This window comes from Streptomyces sp. NPDC003247 (assembly GCF_042888135.1).
Lineage (GTDB): Bacteria > Actinomycetota > Actinomycetes > Streptomycetales > Streptomycetaceae > Streptomyces.
Genome location: NZ_JBIAPF010000009.1, coordinates 257,860 through 272,677, shown reverse-complemented (window position 1 = coordinate 272,677; position 14,818 = coordinate 257,860). Strand labels below are relative to the sequence as shown.

The following is a 14,818-nucleotide window of genomic DNA, read 5'->3' as shown; positions in this document are numbered from 1 at the left end:
ACAGCCACCCGCACCAACGGAGGTGCCGCGTGACCCGACCCCCCACAACCCCCACCGCCCTCACCCCCCAAGCCGAGGATCCCGAACTCCTGCTCCACCCCACCCCCCTCCCGTTCACCGCCCCCTGGACCTACGAGCTCCACTTCCCCTGTGACCCCCGCGCCCCCGGCATTGCCCGCCTCACCCTCCGGGCCGTCCTCGCCGCCCACGGCCTCGCCGGACTCGTCGACCGGGCCGAGCTGTTGACCTCCGAACTCGCGACGAACTCGGTACGGCACACCAAGGGACCCGCCTTCGTCCGACTGCACTGGCTGGACCCCGTACTCCGGATCAGCGTCTGGGACATGAGCCCCGATCTGCCGCCGCTCGCGCCGCCCCTGGCCGTACCGGCGGACGCCGACGGAGGGCGAGGCCTGCTGATCCTCGACCTGCTCGCCGACCGCTGGGGCGGCTGCGGGACGGACGATGGGCCGTACCGGCCCGCCGGGAAGACCGTCTGGTTCGAGCTGGCCCTGCCGTCGGAGGCCACCGTGGCCTGATCGCAAGGCCGAACGGGTGGCTGGAGTCTCCGAGGGCTCGGCTCCCCGGAGGAAGGCCCCGGGCTGGTCGCCGCCTGGTGAACGGAACCGTCGCCGACGCAACGGGAGGCGGCGGAGCGGGAGTTGTAGCGCGGAGCCGTGTGAGGTGCTCCCTCGCGGCAGCGCCACGACTCCCGACGCCGCCCGGTGCCGAAGCGGAATGTCGTCCCGGGGAGACGAGATCGGGAGCGGGACGACGACGCCCACGCATGTGGATCTATGCCGCGAAGAACTCCGCCAGCACCGGCGCGAGGACGTTCGGGTCCACCATGTGCGTCTGGTCCTCCAGCGTGCGGTAGGTGCCGTGCGGGACCGCGTCCGCCACCGCGCGCGCGGCCTCGCGCAGCCACGCCGGGCTCGCCCCGCCCGCCACCGCCAGCACCGGGACGCCGAGCGAGGCCAGCCGTCGCCGGGGCACCAGGCCGTCGCCCATCAGGGCGTCGTCGTAGGCGAGGGTGGGGGCGATGGCCTCCATGCCGGCCCACATCGGCGACTGGCGGGCGTTCCGGATCACGCTCTCGGCCAGGCCCGTCCGCCGCAGGAACAGCTCGACCGCGTCCCCGCGCCGGTCCTGCCCGAGTGCCTCGGTGAGGCGCTCGGTGTAGGCGGCGCACGCCTCGGCGCCGCCGTCCGCGAAGTCCGCGTACGGCGTCTCGTACACCGCGACCCGGCTCACCGGCAGCCCGCTCGCCGCCGCCTCCAGGGCCAGCGCGCCGCCCGAGGAGACGCCGTACAGCGCCGCCTCGCCGCCCGCCGCGTCGATCAGCGCCGCGACGTCCTCGACCTCGCGTTCCACCGCGTAGGGCGCCGTGTCACCGCTCTCGCCGCGGCCCCGGCGGTCGTACCAGAGGGCGGTGAAGCGCTGCGCGAGGAGGCCGGCCAGTGGTGCGACGGTGGCGCCCGTGGACATCGCGCCACTGACGAGGACGACCGCCGGGCCCTGTCCCCTGATGCCGTACGCGAGGGAGGTGCCGTCGCGCGAAAGGGTCTTCTTGTCCATGTCTGTGCAGACTGTCAGACCCGGCGGGAGTTGTCGGGGTGGCGGGGCCGTGCCGGGCGGGGCGACGGCCGGGTTCGCCGACCGACCGCTCGACCGCCCGGTGCGCGCTCGGTCCGCCCCGCCCCACGGTCCCGCCCCTGCGTTCGGTCCCGCCCGCGCGCTCGGTCCTGCCGCGGCCACGGTCCGTCCTGCGGCCACGGTCTGCCTCGCGGCCACGGCCCGTCCCGCGCGCTCGGTCCGTCCCGGCCGCGCTCAGTCCGCCCGCACGAGGAAGCGCTGGTCGGCCGCGCCCGTGCAGCGCTCCTCGACGGCCTCCGCCCCCTCCGCGCTGCCGTCCCCGGCCAGTCCGACGCAGTCGTCGGCGTGGGCCGGCCGCATCCGGAAGCCGTCGTCGGCGTCGTCGGAGACGGGCTCCAGCCGGAACAGGGTCCCCTGCGTGCAGTCGTCGCGGGGCTCCAGCATGCCCTTGACCGGCCCGGACTCCATCACCGTCAGACAGCCCTTGCCCATCTCGGGGTGGTGCCACTGGATGCGGTAGAGGCCCTCTCCCGCCGGTTCCAGGTACGTGCGCGGAACCGGGACCTCGGCGCAGGGGCGCTGGACGGCGACGGCGTTCGGGTAGGCGCCGCCCCGGTCCCGTCCGTCCGTCAGACAGAGCTCCGGCGCGCTGGCGGGGCGCACGGTCACCCAGCCGTCGACGGGAGCCCGGGACGCGGTGCTCGCGGCGGCGGCCGCGTCCGCGTCGTCGGAGCCGTCGGAGTCGTCGGAGGAGCCCGTGCCGTGGGCGAGCAGGACCCAGGCGGCGAAGACGAGCAGCGGGGCCAGCAGCGCGGCGACGAGGACCCGGGTGCGGGACCGGGCCGGACGGGGACCGGAGGGGGCGGGCGATCCGGGGCCGGGGCCGGGCTCGGTGTCGGGGGACCCGTCGGCCCTGGCGCGGGAGGCGGCCGGGGCCGAAGCCGACCCGACCGGTGTGGTGGCGGCGGCCGGGTCCGCGGGGGCCGTGGGTGCTGCCGGGTCCGCGGTGGCGAGCCGGTCCCTGGCCTGGAGCCAGGCGTCGACGCGCTGTCCGTCCCCGCAGGCGCGGACGAACGCGGCGACGATGTCCGCGCGCGGAAGGGTCGTCCGGCGCAGCACGTCGGCCAGCGTGCTGCGCGCCAGCACGTCACCGTTGAGGGCCGCCTTCTCCTCCAGCTCCCGATAGGTCAGCCCGGCACGCTCCTTGAGCCGCTGCATCGACGCGACGAAGCCGGCGGCGTCCCGGGCCGCGTAGGGCGACAGCTCTCCCAGGTTCCCCATGCACGCATGGTGTTGCAGTTCCCGTTTGAGAAACAACGGGGGATTCGGACAGGCCCGCCCTTGTCCGGAACGGAACCCGGACAAGGGCGTGGCCAGCCCGGACAGCCGTCACCCGTCCGGGACGGCCGGACACCGTTGCGTCCTCGCCCGGCGATCGACAGGCTCGGTCGTGCCGTCCCGGGGGGCCAGGACGGCTCCCGCCGGGGCGTGGGGGAGGTGCGGCCGGTGACGACGGGGAAGCCGCCGGCCGCACCACGGGGAATCCCCTTCACCCGCCGTCCCGCCGTCAGGCCGTCACGCGGTACCGTCGTCTCGCCGTCATACCGGCGAGACGGTCACCTCGTAGAAGCAGAAGTGGTCCTTGATCGCGGTCACGTCCGGCTTCGGGTCGGGGTACGCCCACACCAGGTCGGGCGCGCCGGGCAGTGACCAGTAGGACGCCGTGCCCTTGAAGGGGCAGTGGGTGTGGGTGTCGGACGGGGTGAGCAGGTCCACGCGGACGTCCTCGGCGGGCAGGTAGTACCGCGCCGGACAGCCGGTCTCCCGCAGGACGAGGGGCCGGTCGCTCTCGGCCAGCACCCGGTCGCCGTGGACGGCCCTGACCCGCAGGGCGGCTCGCTCGATCGTGATCGTGTGTCCTTGTGCCATACCGGAACAGCGCGGGCGGCCGCCCGGGTGTTCCCGCGTACGGTGTACGGCATGCGTATCTGTGTCTTCCTCTCCGCCGCCGACCTCGACGACCGCTACACCCGCCCCGCCCGTGAGTTCGCCGAACTGCTCGGCAAGGGCGGCCACACGCTCGTGTGGGGCGGTTCCGACGTCGGGCTGATGAAGGTGGTGGCGGACGGCGTCCAGGAGGCGGGCGGCCGGCTGTGCGGGGTGTCGGTGGACTTCCTCGCGGCCAAGGCGCGGCAGGGATCCGACGAGATGGTCGTCGCGCGCGACCTCGCCGAGCGCAAGCGGCTCCTGCTGGAGAAGGCCGACGCGGTCGTGATCATGGTCGGTGGTACGGGCACGCTCGACGAGGCCACCGAGATCCTGGAGCTGAAGAAGCACGGGCACACCGACAAGCCGGTCGTCCTGCTGAACACCGCCGGCTTCTACGACGGCCTCAAGGAGCAGTTCCGGCGGATGGAGGCCGAGGGCTTCCTGCCCCGGCCGCTGACCGAGCTGGTGTTCTTCGCGGAGGAGCCGGTCGGGGCGCTGGCCTACCTGGAGGAGAGCCAGGGCGTCGTGTGAGTGCGGCGCCCGGTGGTGCGAGCATGGCGGGCATGGCTACTCATGTGATCACCGGAGCGGGCTCCGGCATCGGTGCGGCCGTCGCCCGCCGGCTCCACGCGCGCGGGGACGACCTCGTGCTGCACGCGCGCGACGCGGGACGTGCGAAGGAGCTGGCGGCGGAGTTCCCGGGGGCGAGGACGCTCGTCGGCGACCTGGCCGACCCCGACAGGCTGTCCTGGGCCTTCTCCCACCAGACGCTCCCCGACCGGGTCGACTCCCTGCTGCACATCGCCGGCGTGGTCGACCTGGGCCCGGTCGGCGACCTCACCCCCAAGTCCTGGCACCACCAGCTCAACGTCAACCTCGTCGCCCCCGCCGAGCTGACCCGGCACTTCCTGCCGCAGCTCCGGGTGGCCCGCGGTCACGTGGTGTTCGTCAACTCCGGGGCCGGACTGCGGGCCGACGCCCAATGGTCGGCGTACGCCGCCTCCAAGCACGGCCTGAAGGCGCTGGCCGACTCCCTGCGGCACGAGGAGCACGCGGGCGGCGTCCGCGTCACCTCCGTCTACCCCGGCCGCACGGCGAGCCCCATGCAGGCCAAGGTCCACCAGCAGCTGGGCGAGGAGTACGACCCCGCCCGCTGGATCGACGCCGAGTCGGTCGCGACGACGATCCTGATGGCGCTCGACCTGCCCAGGGACGCGGAGGTCAACGACCTGACGGTGCGGCCCGGTCGCTGAGGGAGGGCCCCGGGCGGCCGCCGCCCGGGGCGGGGCGACCGCGCGCCCGGAGACCTACGTAGGCTTCCCCCGTGAACGCACACTTCGCCTTCGGCCCCGCCACCGGGATCGGCTCCCTGCCCGGCGGCGACGCCCGGGAGGCCGCCAAGACCGTCACCGGCTCCTTCGAGGACTTCCCGTTCCTCGCCGAGCTGCCCGCCCGCGGCCCCGGCGCCGACATGATCGGCCGGACGGCGGGCCTGCTGGTGGAGCTGTACGCGCGCGTGGAGCCCAGCGGCTGGCGCGTGGGGGACCGGCCGGGCCGGGACACCCGGCGGGCGAGGGCGTGGCTGGGGGAGGACCTGGACGCGCTGGAGGAGTTCACCCAGGGCTACGAGGGACCCCTGAAGGTCCAGGCGGTCGGTCCCTGGACCCTCGCCGCCGCTCTGGAGCTCAGGAACGGCGAGGCCGCCCTCTCCGACCCCGGCGCGTGCCGCGACCTGGCCGCGTCCCTCACCGAGGGCCTGCGCCTGCACCTCGCGGAGGTGCGGCGCCGCGTCCCGGGCGCGCGGGTGGTGCTCCAGCTCGACGAGCCCTCCCTCACCGCCGTCCTGCGCGGGCAGGTGCGGACCGCCAGCGGCTACCGCACCCACCGCGCCGTCGACCGCCAGGTCGTCGAGGCCGGCCTCCGGGACGTGGCGGGGGTGCACGGCGACGGTCCCGTCGTCGTCCACTCGTGCGCCCCGGACGTCCCGTTCGCGCTCCTGCGCAGGGCCGGAGTGGCGGGCATCTCGTTCGACTTCTCCCTGCTCACCGAGCGTGACGACGACGCGATCGGGGAGGCGGTGGAAGCCGGTACCCGGCTGTTCGCCGGTGTCGTGCCGGGGACGGACGGCCCATTGTCGGACCCTGCCGGTAGCGTCATGGGTGTCAGGACGCTGTGGCGCAGGCTGGGGCTGCGACCGGGCCTGCTCGCGGACGCGGTCACGATCACGCCGGCGTGCGGCCTCGCGGGCGCTTCCCCCGCGTACGCACGACAGGCACTCGCGCACTGCGTCCGGGCGGCGAGATCCCTCGCGGACAACCCAGAGTAACGGGAGGACAACACGGTGGCCGGCGACAAGCAAGCGGACACGACGGTGCCCACCGAGGCACGGGAGCAGCACGCGCAGCTCGCTGAGCAGATCGAGGAGCACCGCTTCCGGTACTACGTGAAGGACGCCCCCGTCATCAGCGACGCGGAGTTCGACCGGCTCCTGCGGTCCCTGGAGGCGCTGGAGCAGGAGTACCCCGAGCTGCGCACGCCCGACTCGCCGACCCAGAAGGTGGCGGGCGCGTACGCGACGGAGTTCACGGCGGTCCAGCACCGCGAGCGCATGCTCTCGCTGGACAACGCCTTCGACGACCTGGAACTGGCCGCCTGGGCCGAGCGCGTCCACAAGGACGTGGGCGCGTCCGCGCACCACTTCCTGTGCGAGCTGAAGGTCGACGGCCTCGCCGTCAACCTCACCTACGAGCACGGGCGCCTCACGCGCGCGGCGACCCGCGGCGACGGCCGCACCGGCGAGGACATCACGCCCAACGTGCGCACGATCGCGGAGATCCCCGACCGGCTGTCCGGCGACGGCGTCCCCACGCTGGTGGAGATCCGCGGCGAGGTCTACTTCCCGATGGAGAAGTTCGAGGAGCTCAACGCCCGCCTGGTGGAGGCCGGCGACAAGCCCTTCGCCAACCCGCGCAACGCGGCGGCCGGTTCGCTGCGCCAGAAGGACCCGCGCGTGACGGCCACCCGCCCGCTGCACATGGTCGTCCACGGCATCGGGGCGCTGGAGGGCTACGAGGGCCTCACCCGGCTCTCCGAGGCCTACGACCTGCTCAAGACGTGGGGTCTGCCGACCTCCACGCACAACCGGGTCGTCGACGGCCTCGACGGCGTACGGGAGTTCATCGCGTACTACGGCGAGAACCGCCACTCGGTGGAGCACGAGATCGACGGCGTCGTCGTCAAGCTCGACGAGATCCCCCTCCAGGGCAGGCTCGGCTCCACCTCGCGGGCGCCGCGCTGGGCGATCGCCTACAAGTACGCGCCGGAGGAGGTCAACACCAAGCTCGTCAACATCCGTGTGGGTGTGGGCCGTACGGGCCGTGTCACGCCGTACGCCCAGGTCGAGCCGGTGACGGTGGCCGGGTCCGAGGTCGAGTTCGCGACCCTGCACAACCAGGACGTCGTCAAGGCCAAGGGCGTCCTCATCGGCGACACGGTGGTGCTGCGCAAGGCCGGTGACGTCATCCCGGAGATCCTCGGACCGGTCGTCGACCTGCGCGACGGCACCGAGCGGGAGTTCGTGATGCCGGCCGAGTGCCCCGAGTGCGGCACACCGCTGCGGCCGATGAAGGAGGGCGACGTCGACCTGCGCTGCCCCAACGCCCGCACCTGCCCCGCCCAGTTGCGCGAGCGCCTCTTCTACCTCGCCGGCCGCAAGGCCCTGGACATCGAGCACTTCGGGTATGTCGCCGCCGCGGCCCTCACCAAGCCGCTGGAACCGGCGGATCCGCCGCTGGCCGACGAGGGCGACCTGTTCGACCTCACCATCGAGCGGCTCCTGCCCATCAAGGCCTACGTCCTGGACCAGGACAGCGGCCTGCCCAAGCGCGACCCGAAGACCGGCGAGGAGAAGGTCGTCACGGTCTTCGCCAACCAGCAGGGCGAGCCGAAGAAGAACGCGCTGGCCATGCTGGACAACATCGCGGCCGCCAAGGAGCGGCCGCTGGCGCGGGTCCTCACCGGCCTGTCGATCCGGCACGTGGGACCGGTCGCCGCCGAGGCGCTCGCGCGCGAGTTCCGCTCCATCGAGCGCATCGAGGGGGCGAGCGAGGCGGAACTGGCCGGCACGGAAGGCGTCGGCCCGATCATCGCCGCCTCCCTCAAGGAGTGGTTCGCCGAGGAGTGGCACCAGGAGATCCTCCGCAAGTGGAAGGCCGCCGGGGTCCGCACGGAGGAGGAAGGCTCCGCGGAGGACGAGGGCCCGCGCCCGCTGGAGGGCCTGACGGTCGTCGTGACCGGCACGCTGGAGCACTTCACCCGCGACGGCGCCAAGGACGCCCTCCAGAGCCGCGGAGCGAAGGTGACCGGTTCGGTTTCGAAGAAGACGTCGTTCGTCGTCGTGGGGGACAATCCCGGGTCGAAATACGACAAGGCGATGCAGCTCAAGGTGCCTGTTCTGAACGAGGACGGCTTCACCGTCCTGCTCGAACAGGGCCCGGACGCGGCGGCCGGGGCCGCGCTCCCGGCGCCGGAGCAGTGACACGGTAGCGGGCAACGGCGGTTGAAGGCCACCCGATCGGCGCATATCAGATGCATACGGGTGGCCGGGGCGCATTCGGGCAACCGTCGACGACCGCTGCCCGTGGACGCCTTCTGCGGCCTACTGTTGAGATGTGCGCCTGCCGTGCCCAGCTGCGGTCGGGGCATCCTCGTGCTCCGGGTGAGCAGGGGGAGGGGCCGCCCAACGCGGCGCCGCCCGGAGGCTGTCGGGCAACGGGCCGTGTGGCGTGGGCACCGCCGGCTGTGAGAGGGACGGGAATGGAACCGACCGAGAGCGCCGCCACGGAGTCACGGCTGCGCCGACGCCGGACCGCCGGCACCTGGTGGGGCAGCCGGTGGGTGGTGTGGTCCGAACGCGCGGAGGAGCGCGTGGGCGCTCCGCACGCCTCCATGGCCCGGTGCGCCTCCGACGGGCTCGCCCCCGGAGCCGTCGCCGCGGTGGTGCCCGGCGGCGGCGCCGACCGGCACCCGTCCTGGCCCCCGCTGCCCGCGGCGGTCGTCGCGGCGGCCGGGTTCGTCCTCGGCGCCGGCTTCTACCGCGCCTTCACCGGCCACCACGCGCTCTTCCCGGCCGGCACCGCCGGCTGGTCGCTGGCCCTCCTCACCGGCGTCATCGTCGGACACCTGGTCATGCTCGGCCGGGCCCGCTGGTGGGGCGGCACCGGCTCCGGCGCCGCCCTCACCCTCGCCGTCCTGCTGCTGTACGGCTGGGTACCGGCCGGACTGGTCAGCCTGACCGTCGTCGTCCTGGTCGGCATAGCCCGGCGCCACCGCTGGCGGCAGGGCGTCCTGCACGGCGCGGCGGACATCCTCGGCATCGGCACCGGCGCGCTGCTGCTGGCCGCCTGCGGCCGGGTGCCGTCCGTCGAGCGACCGTGGACCCCGGACACCTGGACGCTCTACACCGCCCCCCAGGTGGCCCTCGTCGCCGTCGCCTACCTCGCGGTCACCCGCGTCCTGCTCTGGTACCTGCACGCGCCGCGCGCCGGCGGTCTGCCCACCGTCGCCCGCACCGCCCTGGTCCGGCAGGGACTGGTCGCGGTCGCCCTGCTCGGCATCGCCCCGCTGGTGTGCGTGGTCGCCGTGGCCAAGCCGATCCTGCTGCCGCTGTTCGCCATCCCGCTCATCGCCCTCGACTCCACCCTGTGGATGGCCCGCGCCCGGGCCGAGGAACAACTGCGCGACCCGCTCACCGGACTGCCCAACCGCCAGTGGCTGGGGGAGCGCATCTGGACCGCCCTGGACGACGCCGAACGCATCGGCGCCCGGGCCGCGCTCATGCTGATCGACCTCGACCGTTTCCGGTCCGTCAACGACACCCTCGGTCATCTCGCCGGCGACCGGCTGCTGCTCCAGATAGCCGACCGGCTCCGGGTCGCCCTCCCGCGCGGAGCCGAGGTCGCCCGGCTCGGCGGCGACGAGTTCGCCGTCTTACTGCCCGTCGCCGACTCCACCACCTCCGCCGCCCGCGTCGCCCGCGGACTCGTCTCCGCCCTCAGCTCGCCGCTCGACCTCGACGGGCTCACCCTCGTCCTGGAGGCCAGCGCCGGCGTCGCCGTCTTCCCCGACCACGCCCTCGACGCCGAGGGGCTGCTGCGCCGGGCGGACATCGCGATGTACCAGGCCAAGCGGGACCGCACGGCCGTCGAGGTCTACGAGTCCAAGCGCGACTCCAACACCCCCGACCGGCTCGGCCTCCTCGGCGACCTGCGGCGCGCGCTCGACGCGCACGAGGTGCAGCTGCACTACCAGCCCAAGGTCCGCTTCGACGGGCAGGTCGCCGGCCTGGAGGCGCTGGTGCGGTGGGTGCACCCCGAGCGGGGCAAGGTCCCGCCGGACGAGTTCATAGCGATCGCCGAGTCGTCCGGGCTGATGCCGCACCTCACGGAGTACGTCCTGGAGACCGCGCTCGGCCAGGTCGCCGAGTGGCGGTCCCAGGGGCTGTACGTCCCGGTCGCGGTGAACGTCTCCCCGCGCGACGTCCACACCCCCGGCTTCGCCGGCTCCGTCGCCGCGCGCCTCGCCCGGCACGGGGTCCCCGCGGGAGCGCTCCAGCTGGAGATAACCGAACACGTCCTGCTGGAGGACCCGCAGCGCGCCGCCGACACCCTCAACGGGCTGACCGGGCACGGCGTGAAGATGTCCCTGGACGACTTCGGCACCGGCTACTCCTCGCTCGTCCACCTGCGCCGGCTGCCGGTGAGCGAGCTGAAGATCGACCGCTCCTTCGTGGCCCGGCTGGCGGTGGACACCGAGGACGCGGAGATCGTGCGCTGCACGGTCGACCTCGCCCATTCCCTGGGACTCCTGGTGGTCGCCGAGGGCGTCGAGGACGACGAGACCTGGGAACGCCTGCGCGACCTGGGCTGCGACGCGGTCCAGGGCTGGCTGGTGGCCGCGGCGATGCCCCCCGAGGAGACCACGGCCTGGCTGCGGGCCCGGGGCTCCCGGGGCTGGCAGCGCCCCGCGGCGGTCCTCCCGGCGGCGGCCGCCGACGAATAGCCCGCCCGTCCCTGCCCGTCCCCGCCCGTCCCCACCGTCCCCGCCCGCGCCCTCCGGACGAGGCCGCGTCACCGACCGCCGGGGGCCTGCGTCGAACCCCGGGGCCCCGCGGGCGGCGACCGTTTCACGGGTTGCGGGCCCCGCCCCCTAGGATTGGGCCCACACCACACATACTCACCCCAGAGGAACGCTGCATGCCTGGCATCACGCGCGAGGAGGTCGCCCACCTCGCCCGGCTGGCGCGTCTGGAGCTGAAGCCCGAAGAGCTCGACCACTTCGCGGGACAGCTGGACGACATCATCGGCGCGGTCGCCCGCGTCAGTGAGGTCGCCGACCAAGACGTACCGCCGACCTCGCATCCCCTCCCGCTGACGAACGTCATGCGGGTGGACGAGGTCCGTCCGTCGCTCACCCCCGAGCAGGCGCTCTCCGGCGCCCCGGCCCAGGAGCAGCAGCGTTTCAAGGTGCCGCAGATCCTGGGGGAGGACTAACCGCCATGACGGACATCATCAAGCTCACCGCGGCCGAGATCGCCGCGAGGATCGCCTCCGGCGAGCTCACCGCCGTCGAGGTCACCGAGGCCCACCTGGCCCGGATCGAGGCCGTCGACGAGAAGGTGCACGCCTTCCTCCACGTCGACCGCGAGGGTGCCCTGGCCCAGGCCCGCGCCGTGGACGAGAAGCGGGAGCGCGGCGAGAAGCTCGGCCCGCTGGCCGGCGTCCCCCTCGCGCTCAAGGACATCTTCACCACCGAGGGCATCCCGACGACCGTCGGCTCCAAGATCCTCGAAGGCTGGATCCCGCCGTACGACGCGACCCTCACCAAGAAGCTGAAGGCCGCCGACGTCGTCATCCTCGGCAAGACCAACATGGACGAGTTCGCCATGGGGTCGTCGACGGAGAACAGCGCCTACGGCCCGACCGGCAACCCCTGGGACCTCACCCGCATCCCCGGCGGCTCCGGCGGCGGCTCGTCCGCCGCCCTCGCCTCCTTCGAGGCCCCGCTCGCCATCGGCACCGACACCGGCGGCTCCATCCGCCAGCCGGCCGCCGTCACCGGCACGGTCGGCGTGAAGCCGACGTACGGGGCCGTCTCCCGCTACGGCATGGTGGCCTTCTCCTCCTCCCTCGACCAGGGCGGCCCCTGCGCCCGTACGGTCCTGGACGCGGCCCTGCTGCACGAGGTCATCGCCGGCCACGACCCGCTCGACTCGACCTCCATCGACGCCCCGGTGCCGCCGGTCGTCGAGGCCGCCCGCAACGGCAGCGTCGCCGGGATGCGCGTCGGCGTGGTCAAGCAGTTCCGCGGCGAGGGCTACCAGGCCGGTGTGATCCAGCGCTTCGACGAGTCCGTCGCCCTCCTCAAGGAGCTGGGCGCCGAGATCGTCGAACTGGACTGCCCGTCCTTCGACCTGGCGCTGTCGGCGTACTACCTGATCGCGCCGTCCGAGTGTTCGTCCAACCTCGCCCGCTTCGACGGCCTGCGCTACGGCCTGCGGACCGGCGACGACGGCAACCACTCCGCCGAGGAGGTCACCTCCCTCACCCGTGAGGCGGGCTTCGGCCCCGAGGTCAAGCGCCGCATCATCCTCGGCACGTACGCGCTCAGCTCCGGCTACTACGACGCGTACTACGGCTCCGCCCAGAAGGTCCGCACGCTCATCACGCGCGACTTCGAGAAGGCCTTCGAGCAGGTCGACGTGATCGTCTCCCCGACGACCCCGACCACCGCCTTTCCGATCGGCGAGCGCGCCGACGACCCGATGGCGATGTACCTGGCCGACCTGTGCACCATCCCGACCAACCTGGCGGGCAACGCGGCCATGTCGCTGCCCTGCGGCCTCGCCCCGGAGGACAACCTCCCGGTCGGCCTCCAGATCATCGCCCCGGCGCTGAAGGACGACAGGCTGTACAAGGTCGGCGCCGCCGTCGAGGCCGCCTTCGTGGAAAAGTGGGGCCACCCGCTGCTCGAGGAGGCTCCGTCGCTGTGAGTGCACTGACCAAGGCCAAGGGCTTCAAGAAGTCCAAGTCCGGCACGTACCTGACCATGGCCACCACCGCGTTCGGCGCGATCGGTGTCGCCAAGCGTCTCAAGAAGGCCCGCGTCGAGAACGACACGCTCGTCCTGATCGACGCCACCTTGTCCGCCGCCGCCATCGTCACCGGCCTCGCCATCCTCTACCGCGAGCTGAAGCGGCTGGGCGACGACGACGTCCTGCTGGGCTGAGAGGGAAGTTTCACCGTGACCACCACGACCGACCTGGTGTCGTACGAGGACGCGCTGGCGTCGTACGACCCCGTCATGGGCCTCGAGGTCCATGTCGAACTCGGCACCAAGACCAAGATGTTCTGTGGCTGTTCGACCGCACTCGGTCAGGGCGCCAACACGCAGACCTGCCCGGTCTGCCTCGGCCTGCCCGGCGCGCTCCCGGTCGTCAACGCGACCGGCGTCGAGTCCGCGATCAAGATCGGTCTCGCGCTGAACTGCGAGATCGCCGAGTGGTGCCGCTTCGCCCGGAAGAACTACTTCTATCCGGACATGCCGAAGAACTTCCAGACCTCCCAGTACGACGAGCCGATCGCCTTCGACGGTTACCTCGACGTGCAGCTGGAGGACGGCGAATCCTTCCGCGTGGAGATCGAGCGCGCCCACATGGAGGAGGACACCGGCAAGTCGACGCACGTCGGCGGCGCCACCGGCCGTATCCACGGCGCCTCGCACTCGCTCCTCGACTACAACCGCGCCGGCATCCCGCTGATCGAGATCGTCACCAAGCCGATCGTCGGCGCCGGCGAGCGCGCCCCCGAGGTCGCGCGGGCGTACGTGCGGGAGCTGCGCGAGGTCATCCGGGCCCTCGGCGTCTCCGAGGCCCGTATGGAGATGGGCCAGATGCGCTGCGACGTGAACCTGTCGCTGATGCCGAAGGGCGCCGAGAAGTTCGGCACGCGTTCCGAGACGAAGAACGTGAACTCCCTGCGGTCCGTGGAGCGCGCGGCCCGTTTCGAGATCCAGCGGCACGCGGCCGTGCTCGGCGGCGGCGGCCTGATCGTCCAGGAGACCCGCCACTTCCACGAGGACACCGGGTCGACGACCTCGGGCCGTGTGAAGGAGGAGGCCGAGGACTACCGGTACTTCCCCGAGCCGGACCTGGTGCCGGTGGCCCCCTCGCGCGAGTGGGTCGAGGAGATCCGCGCCGGACTGCCCGAGCTTCCGCTGGCCCGCCGCAACCGCCTCCTCGCGGAGTGGGGCATCTCGGCCACGGACATGCAGGCGATCACCAACGCCGGCGCGCTGGACCTGATCGTCGCCACGATCGACGCCGGCGCGGACGCGGCCTCCGCCCGCAAGTGGTGGATGGGCGAGCTGGCCCGCAGCGCCAACGAGTCGGGCAAGGCCCTGGACGAGCTGGCGATCACCCCGGAGCAGGTCGCCCGGGTCACCGAGCTCGTCTCGAAGGGTGACCTGAACGACAAGCTGGCCCGCCAGGTCATCGAGGGCGTCCTCGCGGGCGAGGGCACCCCGGACGAGGTCGTCGACCAGCGCGGTCTGAAGGTCGTCTCCGACGAGGGCGCGCTCACCGCCGCCGTCGAGGAGGCCATCGCCGGCAACCCGGGCGTCGCGGACAAGATCCGCGGCGGCAAGGTGGCCGCGGCCGGAGCCCTCGTCGGCGCGGTCATGAAGGCCACCCGCGGACAGGCGGACGCGGCCCGCGTCAAGGAGCTCATCCTGGAGAAGCTGGGCGTCGGCTGACCCCGCCGGACCCCCGAGGGGGACGCACCGCCACCGGTGCGTCCCCCTCGTCATGTCCGCCCGCGCCCGGACCTCTCAGGCCGAGGCGCTACGCTCGCCCGCCATGAGTGGACGTACCGACTCCCACACCCAGGACGGCATACGGGCCGACACGATGGACGATCAGCAGACCGCGGGACAGGAACCCGCGAGGCCGCGCCGGGGAGCCGACCGGGACCGGGAGCAGGGCCGGGGCCAGGACCGGGGTCAGGGCCGGGGTCAGGGCCGGGGTCAGGGCCGGGGTCAGGGTCTGGACCGGGACCGGGACCGGGACCGGGACCAGGGTCAGTGCCAGGACCGGGACCAGGGCCAGGACCGGGATGAGGACCGGGATCGCGGCCCGGACGGGCACGCGGCCCAGGCCTCGGAGGTGGCTCAGGATCCG

The 14,818-nt window shown here is 73.2% G+C and carries 13 protein-coding genes and 1 pseudogene; 10 read left to right on the top strand and 4 right to left on the bottom strand.

The window, feature by feature from the left end:
- The first annotated feature begins 29 nt into the window (after nucleotides 1-29).
- Nucleotides 30-539, top strand: coding sequence for an ATP-binding protein (locus ACFYWQ_RS29380; protein WP_389520428.1), 510 nt, complete (start codon nucleotides 30-32; stop codon nucleotides 537-539).
- Nucleotides 540-795: 256 nt separating this feature from the next.
- On the opposite strand, the gene ACFYWQ_RS29375 is transcribed toward ACFYWQ_RS29380, so the two are convergent.
- The 3 genes from ACFYWQ_RS29375 to ACFYWQ_RS29365 all read right to left on the bottom strand — a co-directional run bounded on the left by ACFYWQ_RS29375 (nucleotide 796) and on the right by ACFYWQ_RS29365 (nucleotide 3,525).
- On the bottom strand, nucleotides 796-1,578 hold the full coding sequence (locus ACFYWQ_RS29375) for an alpha/beta fold hydrolase (RefSeq protein WP_389520426.1): 783 nt from the start codon (nucleotides 1,576-1,578) through the stop codon (nucleotides 796-798).
- 252 nt (nucleotides 1,579-1,830) lie between these two features.
- A complete protein-coding gene (locus ACFYWQ_RS29370; protein ID WP_389520424.1) occupies nucleotides 1,831-2,877 on the bottom strand; it encodes an RICIN domain-containing protein in 1,047 nt (348 codons plus the stop codon).
- Between the two features lie 318 nt (nucleotides 2,878-3,195).
- Entirely contained in the window at nucleotides 3,196-3,525 is a 330-nt protein-coding gene (locus tag ACFYWQ_RS29365; RefSeq protein WP_389520423.1) for a DUF427 domain-containing protein, read from the bottom strand.
- A 51-nt stretch (nucleotides 3,526-3,576) separates the two neighbouring features.
- On the opposite strand from ACFYWQ_RS29365, the gene ACFYWQ_RS29360 reads away from it, so the two are divergent.
- From ACFYWQ_RS29360 to gatB, 9 genes are all read left to right on the top strand, one after another.
- The gene (locus tag ACFYWQ_RS29360) at nucleotides 3,577-4,116 is read left to right on the top strand and encodes a TIGR00730 family Rossman fold protein (protein ID WP_389520421.1); all 540 of its coding nucleotides are present in this window, start codon (nucleotides 3,577-3,579) and stop codon (nucleotides 4,114-4,116) included.
- A gap of 23 nt (nucleotides 4,117-4,139) precedes the next feature.
- Nucleotides 4,140-4,838 carry an SDR family oxidoreductase gene (locus ACFYWQ_RS29355; protein ID WP_389520419.1) on the top strand — a complete coding sequence of 233 codons (699 nt, stop codon included), beginning with the start codon at nucleotides 4,140-4,142 and terminating at the stop codon, nucleotides 4,836-4,838.
- A gap of 71 nt (nucleotides 4,839-4,909) precedes the next feature.
- Nucleotides 4,910-5,911, top strand: a complete 1,002-nt coding sequence (locus tag ACFYWQ_RS29350) for a methionine synthase (protein WP_389520418.1) — start codon at nucleotides 4,910-4,912, stop codon at nucleotides 5,909-5,911.
- Nucleotides 5,912-5,926: 15 nt separating this feature from the next.
- A complete protein-coding gene (ligA, locus tag ACFYWQ_RS29345; RefSeq protein WP_389520416.1) occupies nucleotides 5,927-8,122 on the top strand; it encodes an NAD-dependent DNA ligase LigA in 2,196 nt (731 codons plus the stop codon).
- Nucleotides 8,123-8,400: 278 nt separating this feature from the next.
- Nucleotides 8,401-10,644, top strand: a complete 2,244-nt coding sequence (locus tag ACFYWQ_RS29340; RefSeq protein WP_389520414.1) for a putative bifunctional diguanylate cyclase/phosphodiesterase — start codon at nucleotides 8,401-8,403, stop codon at nucleotides 10,642-10,644.
- Nucleotides 10,645-10,838: 194 nt separating this feature from the next.
- Nucleotides 10,839-11,135: an Asp-tRNA(Asn)/Glu-tRNA(Gln) amidotransferase subunit GatC gene (gatC, locus tag ACFYWQ_RS29335; RefSeq protein ID WP_095936815.1), complete on the top strand. Its 297-nt coding sequence runs from the start codon at nucleotides 10,839-10,841 to the stop codon at nucleotides 11,133-11,135.
- A 5-nt stretch (nucleotides 11,136-11,140) separates the two neighbouring features.
- Nucleotides 11,141-12,634, top strand: coding sequence for an Asp-tRNA(Asn)/Glu-tRNA(Gln) amidotransferase subunit GatA (gene gatA / locus ACFYWQ_RS29330; RefSeq protein ID WP_389520412.1), 1,494 nt, complete (start codon nucleotides 11,141-11,143; stop codon nucleotides 12,632-12,634).
- Complete coding sequence (locus ACFYWQ_RS29325; protein WP_389520410.1) at nucleotides 12,631-12,870, top strand: hypothetical protein; 240 nt, start codon at nucleotides 12,631-12,633, stop codon at nucleotides 12,868-12,870. The genes gatA and ACFYWQ_RS29325 overlap by 4 nt, the downstream gene beginning before the upstream one ends.
- Nucleotides 12,871-12,885: 15 nt before the next feature.
- On the top strand, nucleotides 12,886-14,394 hold the full coding sequence (gene gatB, locus ACFYWQ_RS29320; RefSeq protein ID WP_389520408.1) for an Asp-tRNA(Asn)/Glu-tRNA(Gln) amidotransferase subunit GatB: 1,509 nt from the start codon (nucleotides 12,886-12,888) through the stop codon (nucleotides 14,392-14,394).
- A gap of 88 nt (nucleotides 14,395-14,482) precedes the next feature.
- Here the strand turns inward: gatB and ACFYWQ_RS29315 are convergent.
- Nucleotides 14,483-14,818, bottom strand: a pseudogene (locus ACFYWQ_RS29315) (hypothetical protein); the annotation flags it as partial.

Bases quoted from the DNA above. Each gene is read 5' to 3' on its own strand.
- ACFYWQ_RS29375 (WP_389520426.1), bottom strand. From the start codon at position 1,578: ATGGACAAGAAGACCCTTTCGCGCGACGGCACCTCCCTCGCGTACGGC.
- ACFYWQ_RS29355 (WP_389520419.1), top strand. From the start codon at position 4,140: ATGGCGGGCATGGCTACTCATGTGATCACCGGAGCGGGCTCCGGCATC.
- ACFYWQ_RS29360 (WP_389520421.1), top strand. From the start codon at position 3,577: ATGCGTATCTGTGTCTTCCTCTCCGCCGCCGACCTCGACGACCGCTAC.
- gatC (WP_095936815.1), top strand. From the start codon at position 10,839: ATGCCTGGCATCACGCGCGAGGAGGTCGCCCACCTCGCCCGGCTGGCG.
- ACFYWQ_RS29340 (WP_389520414.1), top strand. From the start codon at position 8,401: ATGGAACCGACCGAGAGCGCCGCCACGGAGTCACGGCTGCGCCGACGC.
- ACFYWQ_RS29365 (WP_389520423.1), bottom strand. From the start codon at position 3,525: ATGGCACAAGGACACACGATCACGATCGAGCGAGCCGCCCTGCGGGTC.
- gatA (WP_389520412.1), top strand. From the start codon at position 11,141: ATGACGGACATCATCAAGCTCACCGCGGCCGAGATCGCCGCGAGGATC.
- ACFYWQ_RS29370 (WP_389520424.1), bottom strand. From the start codon at position 2,877: ATGGGGAACCTGGGAGAGCTGTCGCCCTACGCGGCCCGGGACGCCGCC.